At 67.7% G+C, this 22,816-nt stretch carries 18 protein-coding genes; 14 read left to right on the forward strand and 4 right to left on the reverse strand.

What is annotated here, in order from left to right; genetic code table 11:
- Nucleotides 1-60 precede the first annotated feature (60 nt).
- The gene (locus OV287_RS07230) at nt 61-4,062 is read right to left on the reverse strand and encodes a protein kinase domain-containing protein (RefSeq protein ID WP_267533250.1); all 4,002 of its coding nucleotides are present in this window, start codon (nt 4,060-4,062) and stop codon (nt 61-63) included.
- A gap of 522 nt (nt 4,063-4,584) precedes the next feature.
- Between OV287_RS07230 and OV287_RS07235 the strand changes: the two genes are divergently transcribed.
- From OV287_RS07235 to OV287_RS07245, 3 genes are all read left to right on the forward strand, one after another.
- Nucleotides 4,585-5,430, forward strand: coding sequence for an alpha/beta hydrolase (locus tag OV287_RS07235; protein ID WP_267533251.1), 846 nt, complete (start codon nt 4,585-4,587; stop codon nt 5,428-5,430).
- Nucleotides 5,431-5,775: 345 nt separating this feature from the next.
- Nucleotides 5,776-7,242 (forward strand): ELWxxDGT repeat protein, encoded by a 1,467-nt coding sequence (locus tag OV287_RS07240; protein ID WP_267533252.1) that lies wholly within the window; start codon nt 5,776-5,778, stop codon nt 7,240-7,242.
- A gap of 381 nt (nt 7,243-7,623) precedes the next feature.
- A protein-coding gene (locus tag OV287_RS07245) for an IS5 family transposase (RefSeq protein WP_267533253.1) occupies nt 7,624-8,420 on the forward strand; the annotation gives its coding sequence in 2 pieces (ribosomal slippage) (nt 7,624-7,687 and nt 7,687-8,420; 798 coding nt in all).
- Nucleotides 8,421-8,441: 21 nt separating this feature from the next.
- Here the strand turns inward: OV287_RS07245 and OV287_RS07250 are convergent.
- Entirely contained in the window at nt 8,442-8,933 is a 492-nt protein-coding gene (locus tag OV287_RS07250) for a Cif family virulence factor (protein ID WP_267533254.1), read from the reverse strand.
- Between the two features lie 305 nt (nt 8,934-9,238).
- Here OV287_RS07250 and OV287_RS07255 point away from each other — a divergent pair, with 305 nt between their 5' ends.
- The 5 genes from OV287_RS07255 (at nt 9,239) to OV287_RS07280 (ending at nt 15,233) form a co-directional block, all read left to right on the forward strand.
- Nucleotides 9,239-11,560: a right-handed parallel beta-helix repeat-containing protein gene (locus OV287_RS07255; protein WP_267533255.1), complete on the forward strand. Its 2,322-nt coding sequence runs from the start codon at nt 9,239-9,241 to the stop codon at nt 11,558-11,560.
- Nucleotides 11,561-11,657: 97 nt separating this feature from the next.
- Nucleotides 11,658-12,971, forward strand: a complete 1,314-nt coding sequence (locus OV287_RS07260; protein WP_267533256.1) for a hypothetical protein — start codon at nt 11,658-11,660, stop codon at nt 12,969-12,971.
- Nucleotides 12,972-12,999: 28 nt separating this feature from the next.
- Nucleotides 13,000-13,356: a hypothetical protein gene (locus OV287_RS07265; protein WP_267533257.1), complete on the forward strand. Its 357-nt coding sequence runs from the start codon at nt 13,000-13,002 to the stop codon at nt 13,354-13,356.
- 438 nt (nt 13,357-13,794) lie between these two features.
- Nucleotides 13,795-14,436 (forward strand): peptidoglycan-binding protein, encoded by a 642-nt coding sequence (locus OV287_RS56195; RefSeq protein WP_308809551.1) that lies wholly within the window; start codon nt 13,795-13,797, stop codon nt 14,434-14,436.
- Nucleotides 14,437-14,558: 122 nt separating this feature from the next.
- On the forward strand, nt 14,559-15,233 hold the full coding sequence (locus OV287_RS07280; RefSeq protein WP_267533258.1) for a peptidoglycan-binding domain-containing protein: 675 nt from the start codon (nt 14,559-14,561) through the stop codon (nt 15,231-15,233).
- Nucleotides 15,234-15,309: 76 nt separating this feature from the next.
- Here OV287_RS07280 and OV287_RS07285 read toward each other — a convergent pair whose 3' ends face one another.
- A complete protein-coding gene (locus OV287_RS07285; RefSeq protein WP_267533259.1) occupies nt 15,310-15,954 on the reverse strand; it encodes a hypothetical protein in 645 nt (214 codons plus the stop codon).
- Entirely contained in the window at nt 15,951-16,985 is a 1,035-nt protein-coding gene (locus OV287_RS07290) for a PASTA domain-containing protein (protein ID WP_267533260.1), read from the reverse strand. Before OV287_RS07290 ends, OV287_RS07285 begins: the two co-directional genes overlap by 4 nt.
- An 88-nt stretch (nt 16,986-17,073) precedes the next feature.
- Here OV287_RS07290 and OV287_RS07295 point away from each other — a divergent pair, with 88 nt between their 5' ends.
- From OV287_RS07295 to OV287_RS07320, 6 genes are all read left to right on the forward strand, one after another.
- Complete coding sequence (locus tag OV287_RS07295) at nt 17,074-17,217, forward strand: hypothetical protein (RefSeq protein ID WP_267533261.1); 144 nt, start codon at nt 17,074-17,076, stop codon at nt 17,215-17,217.
- A 92-nt stretch (nt 17,218-17,309) separates the two neighbouring features.
- Entirely contained in the window at nt 17,310-21,389 is a 4,080-nt protein-coding gene (locus OV287_RS07300; RefSeq protein WP_267533262.1) for a protein kinase domain-containing protein, read from the forward strand.
- A 27-nt stretch (nt 21,390-21,416) separates the two neighbouring features.
- Nucleotides 21,417-21,647 carry a hypothetical protein gene (locus OV287_RS07305; RefSeq protein WP_267533263.1) on the forward strand — a complete coding sequence of 77 codons (231 nt, stop codon included), beginning with the start codon at nt 21,417-21,419 and terminating at the stop codon, nt 21,645-21,647.
- A gap of 111 nt (nt 21,648-21,758) precedes the next feature.
- Nucleotides 21,759-22,082: a hypothetical protein gene (locus OV287_RS07310; protein ID WP_267533264.1), complete on the forward strand. Its 324-nt coding sequence runs from the start codon at nt 21,759-21,761 to the stop codon at nt 22,080-22,082.
- Between the two features lie 133 nt (nt 22,083-22,215).
- Nucleotides 22,216-22,518 (forward strand): PRC-barrel domain-containing protein, encoded by a 303-nt coding sequence (locus OV287_RS07315; RefSeq protein ID WP_267533265.1) that lies wholly within the window; start codon nt 22,216-22,218, stop codon nt 22,516-22,518.
- A gap of 10 nt (nt 22,519-22,528) precedes the next feature.
- Nucleotides 22,529-22,654 carry a hypothetical protein gene (locus OV287_RS07320; RefSeq protein WP_267533266.1) on the forward strand — a complete coding sequence of 42 codons (126 nt, stop codon included), beginning with the start codon at nt 22,529-22,531 and terminating at the stop codon, nt 22,652-22,654.
- Nucleotides 22,655-22,816 lie beyond the last annotated feature (162 nt).

Consider the following 22,816-nt stretch of genomic DNA (forward strand, 5'->3'; position numbering starts at 1 on the left):
GCCCAGACCGAGGACAGTGGCACCGCGGCATTGCGAGAGCAAGCAGGGACCGGGGCTCCGCTAGGACTGCTGCGCCTGCTCGGACATCCACTCCCCCGGATGCCCGCGCTCCAGGCTCTCCCTCGCGTGGCGCTCATAGGTGAGTGAGCCCTGCTCGCGGGCGATGCGCAGGGCCCGGACGAAGCATTCCCGCCCCTCCTCCTCCCAGCCGAGCTTCTGGAGGATCTCTCCCCGCAGCCGGTGCAGCTCCGCGTCGAAATAGTGTTCTTGCTCCTGCTCCACGAGCTTCAGCGCCTCGTCCACGTTCGCCAGCGCCTCCCACCGTTGTCCCAGCTTCAGGTGGAGTTCCGCCAGCCGGGCGAGGTTGTAGTTCATGCCCGCCGGGATGCCCGAGGCCCTCCAGTGCGCGAGCGCCTGCTGCATGAGCGCCATCCCCTCTTGGGGTTGCCCCAGCTCGGACAGCGCCCAGCTCCGGACGAGCGTCGACCAGGCGGACCACAGCCGGAACCGGTGCTCGTTGGAGAGGGCGATGCACTGGTCCGCCCACTTCAGGGCGCACGCCGCGTCCCGGCGGAGCTGGCAGGCCAGGGCCAGGTAGTTCAGCGCGAAGGCCAGGGTGTGGGGGTGGCCGATCTGCTCGGCCAGCTCCAGCGCCTCCTGGCTGTAGCGCGAGGCCAGCTCTACCTCCCCCAGCGGAGAGAGGACGAAGGCGGCATAGGCCAGCGCCGACACCCGGGGATTGAGCCAGTGCCGCACCGCCAGCGCCCGGTGCTCCTCGAGCGTGAAGTCCGAGCAGGCCAGCGCGCGCTCGATGTAATCCCGGGCCTCCCGCATCCGCCCATGGATGAAGAGGCACGAGGCGACCATCCGGTAACCCAGGACGAGCAGCTCCCGGCTGTGCTGACGGTGGCCCAGGTCCACCAGCCGCTCCCCCAGTTCCTGGGCCATGGAGTACTCCGTCCGCGCGAAGTAGTAGGCGAAGGGCCCCCAGTACGACAGCTCCAGCTGGGGCAGCGCCTCGCCCACCTCCTGGAACAGCTCCCGGGCCCGCGCGTACGTCTGCTCCACCTCGGGCGTGTGGTAGCCCTGCACCTGCACCAGCGGGATGCCCAGGGTGATGAGGAGCTGGAGCTCCTCGCCCCTCCGGCGCTCGGCGTCCGGCATGCCACGCAGCAGCTTCAGCGCCTGCTTCAGGTGGCTGATGGCCTCCAGGTTGGCCGAGTGCAGGCTGGCGTGCATCCCCGCCCGCGTCCATTGGGGGATGGCCAGCGCGTACTCTCCCGCCCCGGTGTAGTGGTGCGCCAGCACCTCGGGTCTCATCTCCGCCACCTCGGGAAACTTCTCCACCAACACCTGGGCGATCCGCAGGTGGTGCCGCCGCCGGGTGCTGCGCAGCAGGGACTCACAGGCCACGTCCTGGATGAGCCCGTGCCGGAACTGGTACCCGGGCTCCGCGTGCTCCTCCTGCCGCTCCAGCAGCCCCGCGGCCACCAGCTCCTCCAGGTCTCGCCGGAGCGAGTCCCCGCGGCGCTGCGTCAGCGCCTCCAGCAGCGCGTGCGTGAAGCTGCGCCCCACCACCGAGCACAGCTGCGCCAGCGCCTTCTGCCGGGAGGGCAGCATGTCCAGCCGCGCCAGCAGCAACTCGTGCAGGCTCGCCGGGATGGAGGCTGGCAGCTCTCCCGTGGCGGGCCCCCGCGCCAGCACCATGTTCGTCATCTCCTCCACGAAGAGCGGGATGCCGTCCGTCTTCGCCACCAGCTGCCGCACCGTCTCCTCCGGCAGCGGCCGGGCCCAGGCCGCCTCCTTGATCAGGGTCTCCGTGCTCTCCGCGGACAGCCGCTCCAGCGTCATCCGGTGGAACCACGGACGCTGAGGCCAGGACGGGTGGAACTCCGGGCGGGCGCTGAGCAGCAGCAGGAGGCGGGTCCCCTCGGTGTGCTCCAGCACGTAGCCCAGCAACTCCAGCGTGGACGGGTCCGCCCAGTGCAGGTCCTCCACGACACCGAGCACCGGGTGAGCCCGCGTCACCCGCAGCAGCAGGTCCACCAGCGCCTCGAAGAGCATCGCCTTCTGACGCTCCGGGGAGAACTGGTGGAAGGGCAGGTTCTCGGGCACCGGCAGTGACAGGAGCGAGGCAATCATCTGCACGTGCTCCTCGGACAGGCCGAGCCTCGCCAGCCGCTTCTCCAGCGCCCCCATCCGCCCCTGGGGGCCCGCCGTGTCCAGGAGCTCTTCCTGGAAGAGGTGCTGCAGCATGTCGATGATGGGACGGAAGGCGCTGGCGCTGGACTGCGGCCAACACTGGCACCGCAGGCGGGGGCTCGACTCCAGGCTCACCCGGCGGCGCAGCTCCTGGATGAGGCGAGACTTGCCGATGCCTGCCTCCCCGCTGAGCAGGACGAAGCTGCCCTGCCCCTGCCGCGTCTGCTTCCAGAGCTCGAGGAGCCGTCGTAACTCATTCTCCCTCCCCACCAGCCGCGAGAGGCCGTGGGTCGCCAGCGCCCGGTCGAACCGGAACGCGGTCTTGCTCTCCCGGAGCAGGCGGTGGAGGTCGATGCTCGAGGTCCTCGTCAACCCCGCGAAGGCGCGGGAGTCGAGCTTCTCGGTCTCGAAGGCCCCGCGCAGCAGCAGCCAGGTCTTGCCACTGAGGACCACCGTCCCGGGCGAGGCCTGCCTCGCCAGCCAGGAGGCGATCTTGGGGGCCTCGCCCTGGATGACGAGCCCGCTGCCCTGGAGCCCCTGGGAGCGACGGTCCACGGTCACCATGTCGGTATGCACGCCCACGGTCACCGCCAGCTTGGAGGACGCCAGGCGCGGAAACCGCCGCTGGATGGCCTCCGGGACGCCCCGAACCAGCTGAAGCCCGGCATGGCCCGCATGCGCCGAGTCCTCCTCCCGCGCCACGGGATGGCCGAAGCAGGCCAGCACCTCGTCACCCAGCGCCAGGGTGATGACGCCTCCGTGCTGCTGGATGATCTCGGAGCAGCTCTTCAGGAAAGCGGACTCCAGCTCGCCGAAGTCCTCGGAATCGAGCTGGTCCGCCATCACCACCAGCCGGCACGCCACCAACGTCATGTGCCGCCGCTGGGGTTCGGTGCCCCGCTGCGCCTCGCGCCGGAACCCCAGGCGCTCCTCCACCTCGCGCAGCTCCTCGCGGAACTCCTGCGCCGAGGGGATTCGCCGCTCCGGACGCTTGGCCAGCGCCGAACTCACGAGCCGCTCCAGCTCCTCGGGCAGCTCCGGGTGGCGCTGGCGCACCGAGGGGACCGGCTCCTCCGAGGTCACCTGCTCCCTCAGCTCTTGCAGCGAGGTGTTCGGGTAGGGCGGCGCTCCTGTCAGCAGCTCGTACAGCATCACTCCCAAGGCCCAGATGTCCGTCCGCTCATCCTGCGGCTCTCCGCGCCACTGCTCCGGAGCCATGTATGGCGGCGTCCCCGCCGTGGGCAGGAGCGGAACGGCGGGCGAGCTGGCGGCCATCACGTACGACAGGCCGAAGTCCAACAGCTTGACCGTGCCCTCGCTCGTGATGAACACATTGCTCGGCTTGAGGTCGCGGTGGATGAGATGCTGCTGGTGCGCGTGCGCCAACCCCGCCGCGACACCGCCGATGAGTTCCACTGCCCGCTTCAGCGCCGGCCGCTCGCGCCGCAGCAGCTTCTCTAGCGACTCACCGTGCAGGTACTCCATCACCAGGAAGGGCACCGGCTGCTCCCTGGAGCCCTCTTTCCATTCCGACACATCGAAGATGCGGATGATGTTCTCGTGATTGAGCTGCGCGATGGCTCTCGCCTCCCGCTGGAGCAGCATGACCATGCGCTCCCTGGCCACCTCCTCGCGGGGGAGCAGGAACTTGAGGGCCACCTCGCGCTGCAGCTCCTCATCTCGCGCACGGTACACCAGCCCCATGGCGCCCTGGCCCAGTTGCTCCAGCAGCTCGAACCGGCGGCCGTCCTTGCCCCCCAGCCTCTCACCGAGCAGCGGCTTGAAGGGCTGTGGGACCCGCGCTACCTGCTCCAGGAGGGAATCCCCGAAGTCGGACTCCTTCACAGAGGCCCCCGTCATGGAAGAGAGCTCCTGCTCGCCCTGCTGGCCCGCCTTGCCTTGCATAGCTCCCCCGTTTCACTGCGTCGGCGGCTCGATGGGCCACCATGGAAAAGCTAGGAGCCGTCGAGGGCTCGGGCAACGCGAGGCGCCGTCCGAGCGAGCACCTGCGGAGGCCTGTGAGTACAGGAATCGCAGCGCTGGGATACCTCACAGGAACTCGACGCCTGCTTCCACCCCCCGGGTGAAGAGGTTCACCTGCGCGTCCTTGCCCAGGTTGAAGTCCAGCCACTCGTGTTTGCCCGTGTCATCTTTCGAGGACGTCCCGTACTCCCGCGCGAAGCGCCGGAGAGGACTGGTTCATCATTCAATGGCGAGCACTTTCCTCCGGGTTGCGCGCCAGGCAGTCCCAAGCCGTCAACAGTCGGAATGGACAGGTGGGATGCTGTCGCTCCCCTGCCGAGGTTTCCATCTTGGCTGCCTCATGCCCGCTCGATGAGAGCCATGGGACGTTCGCGCTCAGCCAGTCCCTCGGAGGATGCCATGTACATGATCAGTTCGAGAGAGAAGTTCTGGAGCAGCACCGAGCTATCCGACTCAGACGAGATCCGCGACGTCGATCTCACAGATGATTCGCTCGGCCAGAAGGTCAGCACCGATGAGCTCCGGAATGTGTTGCGCAGCAAGCGCGTCCTCCTCCTCATCCACGGCTACAACAGCGAGGAGGACGATGTCGTCCGTGCCTACACCATCATCGAGAAGATGCTGACGAGCAACCTGGGAACCCGAACGCAGTACGACCACATCCTCGGGTACAGCTGGCCTGGCGGCGACGACCCGCTCGACTATTTTGCAGCCAGGCGCAAGGCCAGCGCCATTTCGCGCCGCGTCGCCTCGTGGCTGGGGGTCTTGAGCGAAGAGGCCACCGCGTTCGACATCATGACCCACAGCATGGGAGGTCGCGTGGCCCTGTTGGCCTTGTCGGATCCGACGATGAAGCAGCCGGCGAACAAGCCGGTGGTACGTAATCTGTTCACGACGGCTGCCGCCGTGGACAATGAATCGATCCAATACGGCGAAAAGCATTACACCGCCACGCAGGCCTGCCAGTTCTTCTTCGTCTTCCACTCCAGGAAGGATCCGGTGCTGGAGCGTTGGTACAGGGCAGCGGAATTCGACCGCGCCCTGGGCTTGGACGGTCCCGAAGACCCCGCTAGCATTGTCCGGCACTCCCCGAACGTCCGGGTCGTCAATTGCAAGCAGTTCATCGAGGAACACGGCGGCTACAAACAATGCCTGCCGCTCTATGACCATTTGGGCAAGGTCTTATCCGACCAACCTGATGCGAATAGACAGTATGTAACCCTCGGCGAGGCACCCGCGGCTTGACCTCTCCCCTGCTGCGTCCTTCCTGGAGAATGGGCCGCCTGGGTCGGCGTGTGCCCAAAGGGGGCTGCACACCCTCTCCACCGGCCTGGCGCACAGCCCGGGGGACTCCCGTCAGTGGCCCTCCTCGGCCCCTCGCCTCCAGTCCTCTCCCTCCACAGGGCTCCCATCCCTCCCATACGCTGCTTGAACAAGGGCTGTTCCTCGGATGGGTGCCGTGTCAACGCTCGAGTCCGACCCGCGCACGGCTTGGGTCTCGCGTGGCCTTGACCACCTTCCCCTCCGGCCACTGCCTGGGGACCGTGGCCAGAGCGAGGATCCAGGGACATGGGAGCACGAGAGCAAAGGATGTCGCGCATCCTGGCATCTGCGGTCGCGGTCGTGGCATTCGCGGGATGTGGTGGCGCAGTCCCGGACGAGGAAATCGCGGGTAGGGGCACGGGCGAGGCGGCGGTCGAGCAGGCCGAGGCCCGCACGGATTCGTGGGCACCCTGCGGCTTCACCGCAAAGCGCGTGAAGGACATCTACCCGGGGCCGCCTGGCTCCAGCCCGGAGGGGCTGATCCACGCCGACGACGTGCTGGTCTTCTCTGGGGATGATGGCACTCACGGCCGCGAGCCCTGGTCCAGCAGTGGTGAGGGGCACGGCACGCGGCTGCTGAAGGATCTCCGCGCGGGGACGGCGGGCTCGGACCCGACGCTCTTCACCCGAGTGGGGGATACTGTCTTCTTCGTGGCCGACGATGGAACGAGCGGCCGCGAGCTGTGGAAGACGGACGGCACGCCCTCTGGGACGAGAAGGGTGAAGGACATCCAGCCTGGAGCCATCGGCTCTGACCCCAGGAACCTGACGGTGTTCAAAGGGCGGCTGTATTTCACCGCGGACGACGGCGTGCACGGTCGCGAGCTGTGGCGCAGTGATGGCACGTCGGGCGGCACGCGCCTGGTGCACAATCTCACCCCGGATGCTTTGACGGCTTCCGGCTACGAGCTCGCCGTGGCGGGCGACTTCCTCTACATCAAATACATAACCTTTCGCGTGATCCTGGTGAGGACGGACGGCACCGCTGACGGCTTCGTCCAGTTACTGAATTTCGTCAGGGACAACTCCATCCGCACGCTGACAGCGGTGGGCGACCGGCTGTTCTTCATCCACAACAACGACGAACCAGAATGGAGTCTCTACGTGACGGATGGTTCGCCCGCGGGCACGCGCCGCCTGCGCTTCTTCCCTGATGATCCCCACGATCTGGCCGCGTTCCACGGGCAGCTCTACTTCGCTTCCGGACGGGGCACCCTCTTCGATGAGCCGGACTACGCCGGCGACGAGCTATGGCGCAGCGACGGAACAGTGTCCGGAACGGTGCTCGTCAAGGACCTCCGGCCGGGTGTCGAGGGCTCGGTGCCGCGCGGACTGACGGTCTTCAAGGACTTCCTCTTCTTCACCGCGGACGACGGCGTGCACGGCCGCGAGCTGTGGCGCAGCGACGGGACGGAGATCGGCACCCTCCTGCTGGAGGACTTCGAGCTGGGGCCGGTGGGTTCCTCGCCGGAGGGGCTGGTGGGCCATGGGACGCGGCTCTTCTTCAGCGCCGACACCACCGGCCGTGGACGCGAGCCATGGATGCATGACGGAGGCATCGACGGCGCCACGCCTCTGGACGAAATCGCTCCGGGACCGGCGTCCTCGTCGCCGGGCATCTTCGTCCGCTCGGGCTGGGACCTCTTCTTCGCGGCGGACGACGGCGTCACCGGGCGCGAGCTGTGGGCGCTACCCTTCCGGCCGCCTGGGCGCTGCGGCCCCCCGGCCTTGTAGCGGCATCCGCTCCGCCGCCGCGTGGGCTGGTGTGCCCTGCGGCGCGCCCAGCGCCTTGGAACCGAAGCCAAGGTACGCGACGGCAAGAATCCAGAGCAACGGTGAGTGGAAGGACATGTTGGGCGTGGGGCTTAGAGGCTGTTGAACTGGGCGGACTGATCGCTCCGAACAATGGCCCACTGTTCGCGGTCGGGGCACGAAGTGCATGCGCCTGATGCCGCACGCACCCGTACCGACCACCACGCTGGTGGACGACTCCTGCTCTGCCGCTGCCGCCACGTCCGCTGCCGCACCACCTCCTGGTTACCGTCCAGAAAGGTAGGGTCGTGGATATGACCGGGCAAGTTGTGCCCTCGGGGAGGCGTCCTTACCTCAAGAGGCATGAGCGACCTTCCCATGCCCGCCAGGAAGCCGTACCCCACCGACCTCAACGACGAGCAGTGGCGTTGGTGGAGCCCTTTGTCCGGGCCAGCGAGTGCGGACCCCAGGAGGTGCTGCATCCGCGTCGGGAGGTGGTGAACGCCATCCTCTACATCACCCACACGGGGGCGCAGTGGCGCTACATGCCGCACGACCTGCCGGACTGGCAGCTCGTCTACCACTACTTCGACCTGTGGAAGAAGAACGGAACCCTCAAACGGATACACGACGCGCTGAGAGTCAAGGTGCGCAAGAAGGCCGGCCGAAAGGCACAACCCACCGCGAGCATCCTCGACAGCCAGAGCGTGAAGACAACGGAAGAGGCGGAAACGAAGGGCTACGACGCAGGCAAGAAGGTAAAGGGGCGCAAGCGCCACCTGCTTGTGGACACGTTGGGCCTGGTGCTGGTGGCGTGGATATCGACGGCGGATGTGCAGGACAGGGATGCGGTCCAAGCCGTGCTCCCCATGGCTGCGCAGGAGTACCCCATGCTCCAGAAGACGTGGGCAGACGGAGCCTACCAGGGGGAACAGGTGGAGAAGGTGGCCAAGGAGAGTGGCATCAACCTCGAGGTGGTGAAACGCTCGGACAAGGACAGAGGCTTCGTCGTGCAGGCCAAGCGCTGGATTGGCGAGCGCACCTTCGGCTGGCTCAATCGCGAGAGACGTCTGTCCAAGGACTACGAGCGCAAGGAGGAGTCTTCCGAAGCTTTCATCCACCTGGGCATGATAAAGCTCATGCTACGCCGGCTTGCCTGACCGCCCCTGTTCAACACCCTCTTAGTTGTTGGACCAGATGACGGAGGCAATCTTCCAGCCGGAGTCCGTATTCACCAGGTGCCAGCTCTCCTGGCCACGATTGATGATCCGGTCGCCCAGGTGGAAGGTGAACTCGAAGGAGACGGAGGCGATGGTGCCGTCCGTGTCGATGCGGACGTTGGTGAACTTCTCCTCGCTACGTTCTGCGTCCGCCACGATTTCATCGATGAACGTCGTCGGGTTCTGCCGCGCATCGATGGAGAGCCTGGTGGCCTTGGGGTTCTTCTGGCGGCGGCGCTTCAGGAGCTCGTCTCCATCGACGGACTGCCAGGTGATGTCCCCACGCAGGAACAGGCCGAGAAACTTCTTCCGGTCCTTCTGGATGATGGCTTCGCGGAAGTCGTCGACGACGGTGGTGATTTGCTGCCGGGCGGCGGCGGTGTCCTTGGGACTTCCCTGGGCGAAGGAGGGCAGGGACACGAGGCAGGTGAGCAGCAGGAGAGACAGCTTCACGAAAGGCTCCGAGGCGGGACGGTGGGGTGTATTCGCGGCCGGCCGGGAACCCGGGCACCTCGCGAATATTCCGTCGGCTCCTATTGCGTCGCGTGCGCCGGGAGAAGCCTCTACTCCAGTCCACCAGCCTGCCCACCTTCCTGGAGAGATTGGATCGCAGGTATTGCACAGCAGGTGGAAGTGATTGGAGGCGAAGGTGAAGGCGTGCAGCCGTATGCAAGCCGTCACACTTCTTTCGGGCCTCGTCTATCTGAGTGAAGGACTACGAAGTTCCGAAAGAGAAGTACTCGAAAGAGAAGTACTCAATGATGAAGCTCCTGAAGTCCACGGCCAGCGCCGCCGCACTGGGCGTCAGCCTGCTCGGTGCCGTGGTCGCCAGCACAGCCGCCCACGGCACCGCTGCGGTCGATGGCGGCGTGAGTGTCGCCGTCCCCGCGGTACTCGCTGACAACCTCGCGCCCTTCGACCCGGCCATGGCTCAGGCGCCCACCATCGAACCCAACCCCAAGAACGTCGACTACCCGGTGCCCACAGTCGGGTCGGTGTACTTCGTCTCGACCACCGGTAACGACGCCGCCGATGGGCGTTCGAAAACCACGCCGTTCAAGACCCTGGGCCGAGCGCTGACCGTGGCCAGGGCGGGCCCCCGACCGGCGACCGTCGTCCTGCGGGCCGGCACCTACGAAGAAGGGGCCGCGGCGGCGGGCCCGAGCGGCGCTTACACCATCGACTTCCCCGTCACGATCCAGCCCCACCGCGGCGAGAAGGTCTGGATGAAGGGCAGTGTCATGGTCACGGGCTGGTCCTCGGTTGGGACCAACCGCTGGCGCCGCACCGGGTGGACCACCCGCTTCTGCCAGCGACCGACCGACGGCGGCAGCGACCCGTTCTGCAAGCACCCTTCACTGAACAACCCGACCTATCCCATGGCCGGTGCCCAGGACATGGTGTTCCGCAATGATCAACCGCTGCGCCAGGTGAGGACCCTCGCCGAGGTGGGCCCCGGTCGGTTCTTCGTCGATACCGCGCTCGGACACCTCTACATCGGTGACTCGCCGACCGGTGCCAGGATCGAGGCCTCGAATCGCGACCTGGCCCTGCACGTCTCGGGCTTTGGTCCGGGAACTGGCGGTAGCGGAACCGTCATCCAGGGGCTCGGGTTCAAGCACTACGCCTCCGAGCAGCAGACGGCGAAGCAGTCGACGGAGCGCCCGCCGAAGGGCGGTGTCGTGCTGCTCGACAACGTCTCGAACACTCGGGTGGAGAACAACACCATCACGCGATCCGCTTCCACCGCCCTCACCGCGGTGAAGGCCACCCGCGCGGTGATCCGCGACAACCTGCTCGCGGAGAACGGCTTTGTCGGCGCCAACATCACCGGTACCGCTGGCGGGCTGACCTTCGACGGCAACCGCGTCTTCCGCAACAACACCGAGGGTCTGCACGACACCCTGACCGGTGGCGAGGCCGAGAGCGCCGCCGGGGTCAAGATCACCTCCACTTCGCCGTTGACCGTTCGGGACAACATCTTCGACCACAACGACGGCAGCGGTTTCTGGTGTGACCTGGATTGCGCCGACGCCACCATCACCCGCAACGTCAGTCGCAACAACATCGGGAACGGCATCTTCTACGAGGTCTCGCAGCGGGCGATCATCGCTTCCAACGTGCTGACCGGCAACACCGAAGCCGGGTTGTCCATCGGCGGGGCGGACGGGGTGCAGATCTACAACAACACGTTGTACGGCAACGCCGACACCCGACCCGGTGAGTTGTTCGGCGCCGAGTTGGTCGTGTTCGATCTGCAACGACCCGGTTGTCCCCCTCAGACGGGGTGCGTCGAGCGGTGGCGGACCCGCAACGTGGTGATCAGGAACAACCTCACCGGCGGTGCGGGCTCGCGGCGGCTGTTCAACTCCTCCACGGGCGTCGCGAACCTGGCAGCTCGGGTGCCCGCCGACACCTTCATCACCGCCATGGATCACAACGGCTACCACCGGCCGACCGCCGCCGGCGGCCCGCCCACGCCGCCGACGTTCGCCGGATGGCTCCATCCCCGCCCGGCGGCCCAGGGTGGCCCCTTCCACGTCGACCACGCCAGCCTGGCGTCGGTGCAGGCTTTCACCGCGACCGAGGATCACGGTTTGGCCTTTGATCAGGCGGCGGACCCCTTCTTCGTCGACGCGGCGGCCGGCGACTTCTCCTTGCTGGCCAGTAGCCCGGCCCGGGCAAGCGGGGACCCGCTGTCGGCCGCTGTGGCCGCCGCCATCGGCGTGCCCACCGCCCCGGCACCCGTCGACCGGGGCGCGTTGGCGTGGCCGACGCTGCAACTGCGCGTACCGGCCTACGGGTCGACGGTGGGTGGCCCGGCCGTGGCCCTGGCCACCAACGTGCCGGACCCGGCGAGGGTGACCAGCGTCGAGTACCACGTCAACCGGGTCGGCTCCATGACGGCGACGAAGGTGGGCTCGACGGTCAACCGGGGGTTCGGATACGCCGTCGTCTGGAACACGACCGCCGTGGCCGACGGCTCGTACGAGCTCCGAGCCCATGCCGTCAGGGTGGAGGGCACGACCCGCACGGTCGTCAAGAGCCCGCCCATCCTCATCACGGTGCGCAACGGGTGACCGCCTGACCGGCGCGGAGAGGGTGTCAAAGGATTCGCGCGACACGACGAGACAACGGCCAGCACGTCCGCTGGCCTGAATACCGCGGAGGCTCTTCATGAAGACTCACCAGACGCGAAAGATGTGGCTGGGCGTGGTGCTGGTGGCGGTGGTTGCGGCGGGCTTTGCCCAAGTGCAGGAGCGGTGCAGAAGCGAGGGGACGGGATGTGCCGAGGACGTGCTGGATACGACGGCCGTCTCGCTCGCCCTGAAGAAGCAGTACACGGGGCAGGTGGCGGCCAGCGGCACGTCCTGGGTGACGCACGAGTTCGCGATCTCCTCGCCGGGGACGATCACCGCGACGCTGGGCTGGACCAATGCCTCCGCGGACCTGAACCTGTTCCTGAAAGCTCCGAGCGGCGAGACGGTGGCCTTCGCGAATGAAGTCACCCCTCGGCCGGAGCGCGTGCGCTTCGAGGCGCGCACGCCGGGGACCTACCAGCTAGGCATCAAGAGCACGAAGGGCTCGACCGCGTATACGCTGAACGCGACCCTGACGACGGCGAGCCGGACCTTCCCGGGCCGCGCGCCAGCGGGCAAGCTCGTGTGGGGTGCGTCCATCCAGGGCAATGGGGACCCGGTCGCACGCCACGAGAGCGTGGCGGGCCACCCGCTCGCGTTGCGTCGCACCTTCTGGCAGTGGAACCAGCGCACCGGTGGCCTGGTCACCACTGCGCGCGATGACCTGGCCCACCACCGGCTGCCCTGGGTCTCGGTGAAGACGCCCTCCTGGGCGGCAATGGGGGCGGGCCAACACGACGGCGAGATCGATGAACTGCTGCGCGCGCTCAAAGCGCTGCCGGGGCCGGTGTGGCTCACCCTCCACCACGAACCCGAGGGCGGTGAGGGCGTCAACACGCCGGACGATCCGGCCGGCCCCGCCGGTCACCTCGCGATGAACCGCCGGGTGCGCCAGCGCATGACGGCGCTGGGCGTGGACAACGTGGCCCTGGCCCCCATCCTGATGGCCCACACGTGGACCCAGGGCTCGGGCCGCAACCCCGACGCGTGGTGGGCGCCCGGCATCTACGACTTCCTTGGGGTCGACATCTACAACCACGGCGAGGGCTCGCTCATCACCGACAACTGGCTGCGCGTGCGCCAGTGGGCCGCGGTACGGGGTGTGGATGTGGCCGTGGGCGAGTGGGGCATGCACGGCTCCGACACCGCCGCGGGCCAGCGCGTGCGCGCCTGGTACAACCACGCCGCCGGCTCGAACGCCGACGGGAAGGGGGCAAGAGTCATCGGCCTGGCCGCCTTCGACTCGAACCTGAACTCGCCCAAGGGGGGGTGGATGCTCCAGGGGGCTCAGCTCAGCGTCTTCCACGAGCTGCTTCGCGACCCGCGCACTGCGGACGTCGTAGCGCGCTGAAGTGATGCTGCTGGGACGCCGGCAGTCTGTGAAGAGAAACGAAGTTCCGAAAGGGACCGCGCTGTACGCCAACGGTGGCGTGTTGAAGGTCGCCGCCGGTCGGGGCACTGGCAACCTCGCGGTCGCGGCACCCGCGCACATTTCGACCGCGACCGGGACGCCCAGCTGTGTCCTGCGCCAGCAGACCACGACGCTCACCGCCAAGGCCACCCAGGTGCTCGAACGCAACATGTGGTACCGCGCCGTGTGCAACCGGACGACGACCGGCGGGGTGACAACGGTGACGTTGACGGTCACCCGCCTCGGCGAAGGCACCGCGGTCCCAGCCCAGGCGGGGAAGGGACCGGCTCATCCAGCAGACCGTCCAGCCGGACCGGGGCGGTAGCGCGCCCGGCCTGAAGGAACTGGTGGACCCCAGGACCCTCCATGGCGGCGGAAGCGGGCGCCGTGGCCAGCAGGATCGCGGTCAGCACCAGCCTTCGCGACACTCAAAATGATCCAATCTGCCACCTGAACAGAGCGGAGCGCCGTCCGGGAGAGGAAGAAGCTCGGACCCAGCAAGAGGCCTTCTTCGAGGGTTGCGACGCTCACCGGACCTTCCCTCCGAAGTTGCTGGCCTTCGATGATGCCACAAGTGCGGAACGAACCGCTCGCGCTCTACCGGATTGGCGGTGACGAGGCGGTGCTGCTCCAAGGTGTCTGCTCCAAGGTGTCGGAGACGCGTAGGGAGCGAGGTGGACTGGCGAGGGGGCTCGCCGTCACATCCGGCACTTCCCTCTTCTGCCTTTATGAATTCTATTCATAGAAAGAAGAGGTCAGCTCCATGGCTACCAACACGCAGCGCGAGGGCTCTCGAGGCCCCGCGGTGGTCCAGCTCCAGAACATGCTGAATAGCAAGGGCTTCCCTGTCGGAGCGGCGGACGGCGCGTTCGGCCCGAAGACGAAGGGGGCGGTGATTGCCTTCCAGCGCGCCATGGGCCTGGCCGCGGACGGCGTCGTCGGCCCCAAGACGTGGGCCGCCCTGGGCGCCGCTGGTGCCACCTTGGGCGCCACGCACACCTCGCCACAGCCCGGTCAGGGCACGGCGGCGGCCTTCGTGGCGAAGGCGCTGGCACAGAATGGTGACCAGTACAGACTCGGCGCGGAGGCGAACCCGAACGATCCAAACCCGAAGGTGTTCGACTGCTCGGAGCTGGTGGAGTGGGCGGCGCGCCAGGTGGGCGTCACATTCCCGGACGGGACGATGAACCAGCTGCCGTACATCAAGCGGAACAACAAGACGATCTCTGTCGCCCAGGCCATCAAAACACTCGGGGCGTTGCTCTTCCGGCCGGGACACGTCGCCATCAGTCTGGGGGATGGGCGCACCATCGAGGCCAAGGGCAAGAAGTACGGCGTAGGCATCTTCAGCGCTCACAACCGCAAGTGGACGACCGGAGGCCTCATCCCCGGCATGACGTACTGAGTCACTCAAGGACCCCAGAAAGGGTGTCAAAGATGGAAGGGAGCGGGGGGCTCTCCGTCTCATCCGGCACTTCCCTCCTCTGCCTTTATGAATCCTATTCATAGAAAGAAGAGGTCAGCTCCATGGCTACCAACACGCAGCGCGAGGGCTCTCGAGGCCCCGCGGTGGTCCAGCTCCAGAACATGCTGAATAGCAAGGGCTTCCCTGTCGGAGCGGCGGACGGCGCGTTCGGCCCGAAGACGAAGGGGGCGGTGATTGCCTTCCAGCGCGCCATGGGCCTGGCCGCGGACGGCGTCGTCGGCCCCAAGACGTGGGCCGCCCTGGGCGTCGCTGGCGCCACCTTGGGCGCCACGCAGACCAACGGCGGCACTCATCTCACCGCGCGCCTCAACAACCAGCCCAACGGCCCCGGGCTGGCCACCGGCTCCATCACGGTGGACGGCCGCACGTACCAGTTCAACTCCGGCTCGAGAAAACTCTTGTCGGTGCCGCAGGGCACGTACCGCGTGAGGGCGCATCGCAACAGCCGCTCCGAGCCAGGTTTCGTGCGTGATGGCGTCGGCTTCAGCTTTCTCATCGAGGACGCACACCGCCCCAACTCTGACGCGATGTCTGACAGGCGCGACAAGGCGGACGGCATGCGCACGCTGCTGCGCATCCACCCGGACGGTGGTTCGATCGGCACCGCAGGCTGCATCGGCATCGTCGGTAATGGGGCGACGTTGCGTCAGTTCCGCGACGGCATGAACGCGGAGCTCCGTCGACACGGCGGCACGTGCACGCTCCGCGTGCAGTGACGCTGGCAGGCTCACTCGACCCGACCACCTTCCCTTGGACACCTTCCCTCGACACCCTCCCTCGGGTCTCTCGGGGTTAGTGCGCGGGTTGTTCCTGGTCCAGGTCCTCTTCCACCTGCGCCCGCTCTTCTTCGGTCAGCAGGGGGAACCCGTCGCCCAGGCGGACCACCAGCGGCAACTTCAGGGGTACTCCCGCCCTCGCCAGCTCGAATCTTTCCCACTTCAGGGTGGCCTCCGCGTCGCCCTGCCCTCCACTGAGGCTGACCAGTCTGCCGTCGCTCACGCGTGCGACGAGGTTCTTCACGGTGAGCGTCACCGTCAGCTTGAAGTGCAGGACGTACCGACGCCTGCCGTCGATGAGCAGCTCCGCACGAAGTTTGTGGACCGAGGTGAACACATGCGGCTCGTTCAGGGTCACGAGCTCGGTGCGGTCGGGGTCGGCAACGGTGTTCCGAGCCGCGGCCTTGAGCCGGCGGTACTTCAGAAACCCCATCAGGATGAGCTCACCGAGGTCCATCTCGAGCAACCCGGTAAGGGTGGTCGCGATCTCCCCCTCGAGCGCCTTCAACGTGATGCGCGACAGGTGATGGAGGACACCGCCGAGCTCATCGAAGGCTTTGCGCTTTTCCAGGCGGCCCATCAGCACGCGGGGGTCGCCATCGATTCCGCCGAAGAGGAGCTCGCGGACGGTCAGGGGGTGATCGATCGTCTTGGTCATCATGGGGGTGTTCCCTTCTCGAACACTTGAGAACCGCGATCTTTTTGGAGCACGACCGTCACGGAATGCCCCTGCTCCTCGCGCGATTCGATTCTCGGCTCTCCGAGTGTGACCTGCGACTTGATCTGGACGTGTTGATGGACCCATTCCCGCTCGCGCCGGGCGCGGTTCGCGCGAACGGCACGGATCACCGTGAGCAGGAGCCACAGCACGACGACAAGGGACCCGGTGACCAGCCAGGGGGTCAGAATCGCGGGACTGGCCACGACGGCCACCCTGGTTCCCGGGCGCACGAGAGTGCCTGGTAAAGGCTTCTGCCAGAGCACGCGGCCGGCGCCTCTCCCCTGGCCGGACGGCCGGCTCTCGAACTGGAGCCTCGCTTTCCTGGCGGTTTGTCTGGCTTCGGCGACCGGCATCCCCAACACCGTGGGAACACGCACGAGCCGTGGCGGGGGGGACGGGGTGGGCCGAGGTGGCGGGGGAGGCGGGGGAGGCGGCTTGAAGCCGAGGCTCACCTCCTCATTCAGTCGCACGAGCGCTCCTGGCCCGAGGGACTGAGTCGTCACGAGCCAATCGTCTCCGCCTGGGGTCGATTCGGCCTTGGGAGTCAGGCCGTGCTCGCGCAGCATGCGCGTGGCTTCTTGCCATGTCTGGCCCTTCAGGTCCGGGACCTTCGTTTCGAGCACGAGGGTGACGTAGAGGATGCTCACTGTCCTGGTGGTCCTGCTCGGGATTTCGAAGGACTCGTCTCCGCTGCCTTCGCCTTCGTGGACCAGAATGAGATCACGATTCGCGCCATCGGGAACTTCCGGCTTGTGCGTGATATTGACCTGCCATTCTCCTTCTTGATTCTGACGCCAGGTGTTCAGGGCCTCCGTCGCCTCGTCGAGCTTCATTCCCGACAGCGCTGGCAGGTCCTCCGGCCGCGCCATCGCCGACCGGGATGCGATACCGCTCATGGCGAACGAGAGACAGACGAGCAGGATTGCCCATGGACGGCGCCCTGCAGAGCGTCCGCGTATGCGTCGTTCCATAGCTGTGCCCCCTGACATCCATGATGGACACTGCGGACGGACGTTGTGCCGACGGCGGACAGACCTCGACAGGTAAGCCCAATCAAAGATGCACTACTACTGGAGCCAGGACTCGGTGAATCCCTCGCGCCTCATCCCGATGGGGCCGCAGGTGGACCTGCTCGCCGAGCACAACCGCGCCCGGCTGGGCCCCCGCAGGCTCGCCCCCGCGCCGGGCGTCACGCGGCACTGAGCGTCGCATCTGACGTTTCCGGACTCATACCTTCCAGAGTGGACCACTGCTCGAACGGCGTGGCAGCGGCGTCGCTGGGAGAGCGGATGAGCATGAGCAGGGACGTCACGCGGGAGGAGGCGCACGAGGGGGAGGCCTCCTCGGGAGCCTCGGACTTCGAGGACTCCTTCCTGAGGGAGCTGCGCGAGTCTGAGCCGTTGCTCGGGCTCCCGCCCCCAGGGGCGCGGCTCGGGGGCCCGGATGGCCGCCGGTATCTCATCCTCGCCTGGATGGGCGGCGGGGGAATGGGCCAGGTCTTCCGTGCCCGGGACGAGACCCTGCAGCGGGAGGTGGCGCTCAAGTTTCTCCTGCCGCGCCCGGGCTCCGAGGCCGAGGCGCTCGCGGAAGCGCGGGCGGTGGCCCGGCTGGACCACGAGAACATCGTCCGCATCTTCGACGTGTCCGAGTGGCGGGGCAGTCCGGACGAGCCGGGCCTGCCCTTCCTGGTGATGGAGTGCCTGGAAGGGGAGTCGCTCGCCACGCTGCTGAAGCGGGGACGGCTGGAGCCGCGGCGCGCGCTGGAGGTGCTGGACGGCATCGCCGCGGGGCTGGCGCACGCGCACGAGCGAGGCATCGTCCACCGGGACCTCAAGCCGGCCAATGTCTTCCTCACCCCGCCAGGAACGGTGAAGCTGCTGGACTTCGGCCTGTCGCACCTGATGGTGTCCAGCGACCCGCGGGTGCCGCACCATGCGGGAGCGGGGACGCCGGCGTACATGGCGCCGGAGCAGTGGGGCGGCGGGCTCCAGGACGCACGCACGGATGTGTGGGCGGCCGGAGTCGTGCTCTACGAGATGCTCACCGGGGAGCTGCCCTTCCCACGCCTCCTACTCCCGGAGCTGCGCGAGCGGGTGGTGTCGGGGGAGCCGATGCCCCCGGTGCGCGCGCGCAACCCGGAGGTGCCACCGGAGGTGGAGTCGCTCCTGGCCACGGCGCTGGCCAAGGAGCCGGCCCGGCGTTTCCCCTCGGTGCGGGAGCTGCGGCACGAGCTGCGCGAGCTGCGGGCGCGCCTCGCCAGTCCCGGCTTCGAGGAGCCGGAGCCGGTGAGCAGTCAGCGCCGGCAACTGGTCCTGCTCTGCTGCCGGCTCACGGGCCTCTCCGGGCTCGTGGGGCGGCTGGATGCAGAAGACCTGGGAGAGCTGGAGGTGGCCTTCCAGCAGGGCTGTGCGGAGGTCATCCGGCAGCGCGGCGGCAGGAACCTGTCCATGGGGGGCGAGGTGTTCGCCTGTTTCGGTTGCCCGCGGGTGCGGGAGGACGACTCGGAACAGGCCGTGCGCGCGGCGCTGCACCTGGCCCACGCCGTGCCGGAGCTGCTCCAGCGGAGGCTGCCACACCTGCCCCTGTCGGGGCTGGGGGCGAAGGCAGGCCTGCACACGGGCCGGATGGTCCTGGACCTGCGCGCCATGCAGGGCGAGGCCCCCAGGGTGGTGTCCTGGCTCGCGGAGCAGGCCGGGCCCGGGGAGGTGCTCGCCAGCGAGGCGACGTGGAGGCAGGTGCGCGGGGCCTTCGAGACGGAGAGCCTCGGGGCTCGTGACTTCATGGGCCTGGCGGGGCCGGCACCTATGGAGGTCCACCGCGTGCTGCGCGAGCGGGAGGTGCGGGTCCGTTTCGACCGGACGCTGGTGGCCGGTGGCCTCACGCCCCTGGTGGGGAGGGAGCCCGAGCTGCGGCGGCTTCTGGAGCTCTGGGACGGGGCGAGGGACGGGCGGGGCGCCTTCGTCCTGGTGCGCGGCGAAGCGGGCATCGGCAAATCCCGCCTCCTCCAGGAGTTGCGCGAGCGCGTGCCCCCGGAGACCGCCACGCGCTGGCGGTTCCAGTGCTGGTCGCGGCTCGGCGCCAGCGCTCTGCCTCCGGTCGCCGAGGTACTCCAGCGCCTCCTGCGCTTCTCCCCGGAGAGCACGCCCCAGCGGCACCTGGAGGAGCTGGAGGCGCAGCTGGGCGAGAGGGGCCTGCCGGAGGAGGACATTCAGTTGTTGGGACTGCTCCTCTCGCTGCCCGTGCCCGAGGGCTCTCCGGTCTACCGCTTCACCCCCGCGCGGCGGCAGGAGAAGACGTACGAGGCCCTGGTGGACGTGCTGCTGTGCATGGCGAGGCAGCGCCCGGTGCTCCTCGCCGTCGAGGATCTGCAGTGGGCGGACTCCTCCTGGCTCGAGTTCCTCGGCACCCTGCTCGAGCGTCTCGAGAGTGCGCGCCTGCTCGTCGTGCTCAGTGCTCGCCCCGAGTTCCAGCCCGCGTGGCCCTCCCGCGGCAGGTTCCACCGGCTCTTCCTGGAGCGCCTGCCGGCCGGGCTCGCGACGGAGTTGGTGAGGCAGGCGGCCGGGGACCGTGAGCTGCCGGAGGAAACGGTGCGGGAGCTGGTGGGGAAGACGGATGGCATTCCGCTCTTCCTCGAGGAGATGACGCGCTGGGTGCTGGAGGGAGGGGCGCTGGCATCCATCCCGGTCACCCTGCACGAACTGCTGCTGGCGCGGTTGGATCTGCTCCCCTCACGGCAGAAGACGCTGGCCCAGCTCGGGGCGGTGGTGGGGAGGGACTTCTCACGGGCCCTGCTGGCGGCCGTCACGGGGCGCGAGGACTCCGACCTGCGGCGTGAGCTCGGGGGGCTGGTGGAGGCGGGGTTGCTGCAGGAGGAGCGGGAGGAGACGGACGAGCCCCAGTACCAGTTCCGGCACGCGCTCTTCCAGGAGGCGGCGTACCAATCCCTGCCGCGCAGCGAGAGGAGACAGCATCACCAGCACATCGCGCGAGTGCTGGTGGCGCGATTCCCCGCGGTGGTGGAGGCAAGGCCCGAGGTGCTCGCCTACCACTACACGGAGGCGGGAGAGCCCGCGCTGGCCATCCCCTCCTGGTATCAGGCCGGGATGCTCGCCTTCAAGCGCATGGCCACACCGGAAGTGGTGGGGCACCTCTCGCGGGCGCAGGCACTGCTGCGCGGCCTGCCGGAGCCCCTTGGCCACCCTGTCCAGGAGCTGCAGCTGTTGACGGGCCTGGGCTACGCCCAAGCAGTGCTGCAAGGGTTCGGCTCGCCAGAAGTGACGCGGACGTATACGCGGGTCTGGGAGCTGGTGCGGCGGATGGACGAGCTCACGCCCCAGCTCGAATCGAGTCTCTGGATCATCTTCAACTTTCACCAGCAGCGGGCGGAATTGCATTTGTGCCACGAGTTGGCCGAGAAGGTGGTGCGCCAGGGAGAGCGCCAGCGAAGCCCGGAACTGCTCGCCATGGGCTATCAGATGAGGGCGGGCGAGTTGTCTTCCAAGGGCCGTGCGCGGTCCGCTCTGGAGTCCAGCGAGCGCGCGATGGCCTGTGCGCGCTCCGTCCCCGAGGCGCACCGGGGAAGGTTGTTGGCGAGGTTGCTGGCCCATGCCTCCATCCTCCAATCGGTGTCAGGCAGGCTGGAGCAGGCCCGGGAGTCTGGGCGGGAGGCGCTGTCCCTGGCCCGGAGCACCGGCGAACCCCTCTTTCTGTCCATGGTGCTGTTCTACACACTCTACGCCTGCGTGCTCCGCTTGGATGTCCAGGAAGCCCTGAGGTTGGTGGACGAGTCCCTCGCCATATCCGGCGAGCGCAGCGATTGGTTCTGGTCGGTGTGGGTGAATGCCACTCGGGGTGGGTTCCTGGCCGGGCTGGGGCAGCCTCGAGAGGGTCTGATGCTCGTGCAACAGCAAGTCACACGCTGCAGAGCCCTGGGGATCCAGGACGCACTGCTTTACTGCCTTGTTGTGCTCGCGCATGTCCACCTGATGCTGGGTCAGGCCGGCGAGGGACTGAGGGCGGTGGATGAGGCATTGGGCGAGGTGCGGGAGAAGGGAATGCTCGGCATGGAGGACGAACTGCACCGCGTGCGCGGAGAGTTGCTGCGCGTCGCGGGGCGGGAGCGCGAGGCGCGGAGTGCCTTCTTCCGTGCCCTCGCCGTGGCCCGGGAGCAGGGGGCGCTCCTCTTGGAACTGCGCGCGACGGTGGGCCTGGGCCGGCTGCTGGGGGACACGGGGCGGCCGGAGGTGGCGCGGAGGCTCCTGGAGCGAGTCCTCGGCCGGTTCGAGGTGGGCGTGGACTCGGTCGACCTCTCGGAGGCGCGGACGCTGCTGGCGCGGCTCTCCGGCGGTGAGCCGCCGGGCGTCGCGCCCCACTGAGTCACCTCCGAGGAGGCCGCGGAGGCGGTGACGGCGGCGGGCTTCCCGCCCGGCTCGGCTGTGTTCCGCTATGTCGTCACCGAGCAGGAGGCCACCTTCCGCGAGGGCAACCCGGGCATCGCCTTCGTCAACGGCGCCTCCCACGGCTTCACGGTAGTGGAGGTGGGCGTCGAGGAGGCGCTCGCCTCTTACCACCTCCTCCCCATCAGCGAGGTTCACGTTGGGGGTCCGCGGCCCGGCTCCCTCGATGCGGCGTGAGTAGCCTCAAGCTGGGAATGCGAGCCCCGCGGCCCATGGCAGCGGCGAGGGCGGCGCCTCGAAGCGAGCTGGTAAAAGCTCCTGCAATCCGCGAATGGGGGGAAATGAAGAATGGCTGACGACAATCAAGGCCGTGAAGTATCGATGACGGATTTGCTCAAGACGATACTCACCGACCCGGGCCTTACCCCGGAACAAAAGAAGAGTCTGGTTGACGAGGTCCGTAAGAATTCGCCGGCCCTTTCGGACCGTTGGCTGTACCGATGGGTGATCTGGTTCCTCGGCGTCACCGTGGTCCTGGCCGTCATCTGCCTGGCCCTGCTTGCTGGCTTGGGCAAAGAGATTCCGCAGGGATTGGTCGCCCTGGGTTCCGCGGCGGCAGGCGGACTGGCCGGACTGCTGGCGCCATCTCCGAGAGCCAAACAGAATGAGTAGGGACCACAGCACCCGCTTCCCCGGCCCGAGCACCTCAGAGGCCTTCCTATGAGGCGGGCCAGCGCCCCACTGCCAACTCCGTTGTCGCGGGTCGGCGCTGTGCCCATTTTTCTTGAGGGGAAGGAGATGGGGGATGCGTCTTTCCGACAAGAACCTCGTGGGGCTGACGGTGGTTACCGCTGATGGACAGGCACTCGGAGAAGTGTCCGTCCTCTTCATTGATAGCCAGACGTGGCACATTGAAGCGCTTCAGGTGAAGTTGCGCCGAGAGGCCGCTGAGCAGCTTGGCGCGTCGCGGTCGCTCTTCCACGCGGGGACGATTGAAATCCCGCTTCGAATCGTCCAATCGGTGAGCGACGCGGTCGTTCTCTCCGTTTCCGTGGAGCAACTGCACCAGGTACTGCCTACGGAATCCGCGTCCGCACCTGCACACTGAGGAGGCGGGCTTGGGCCGCACCGCTCACCGTGCCTTGAAGGTGGCACTCGGTTTCGTGGCCGCCGCGCTGGTGCTGAAGTCGTCGTGGATCGCCGAGCGTCTGCGCGGACAGGTCGAGGCCATCGCCACCCAATGAAACTCCGCCAGGCCCACTCTGGGAGTGCCGCACCTGGAAGTCCTATGGCAACCGCGTGCGCCCGAATAGGTTCGCTCTTGTCGATGAGGCTCGACTCGTTTCCAGGGACCAGATGAACGTCCGGAACCCTCCCACCGCTTGAGGCGCGGCCTCCACTACAAC

It is taken from the genome of Archangium lansingense (assembly GCF_026626635.1).
GTDB lineage: Bacteria > Myxococcota > Myxococcia > Myxococcales > Myxococcaceae > Archangium > Archangium lansingense.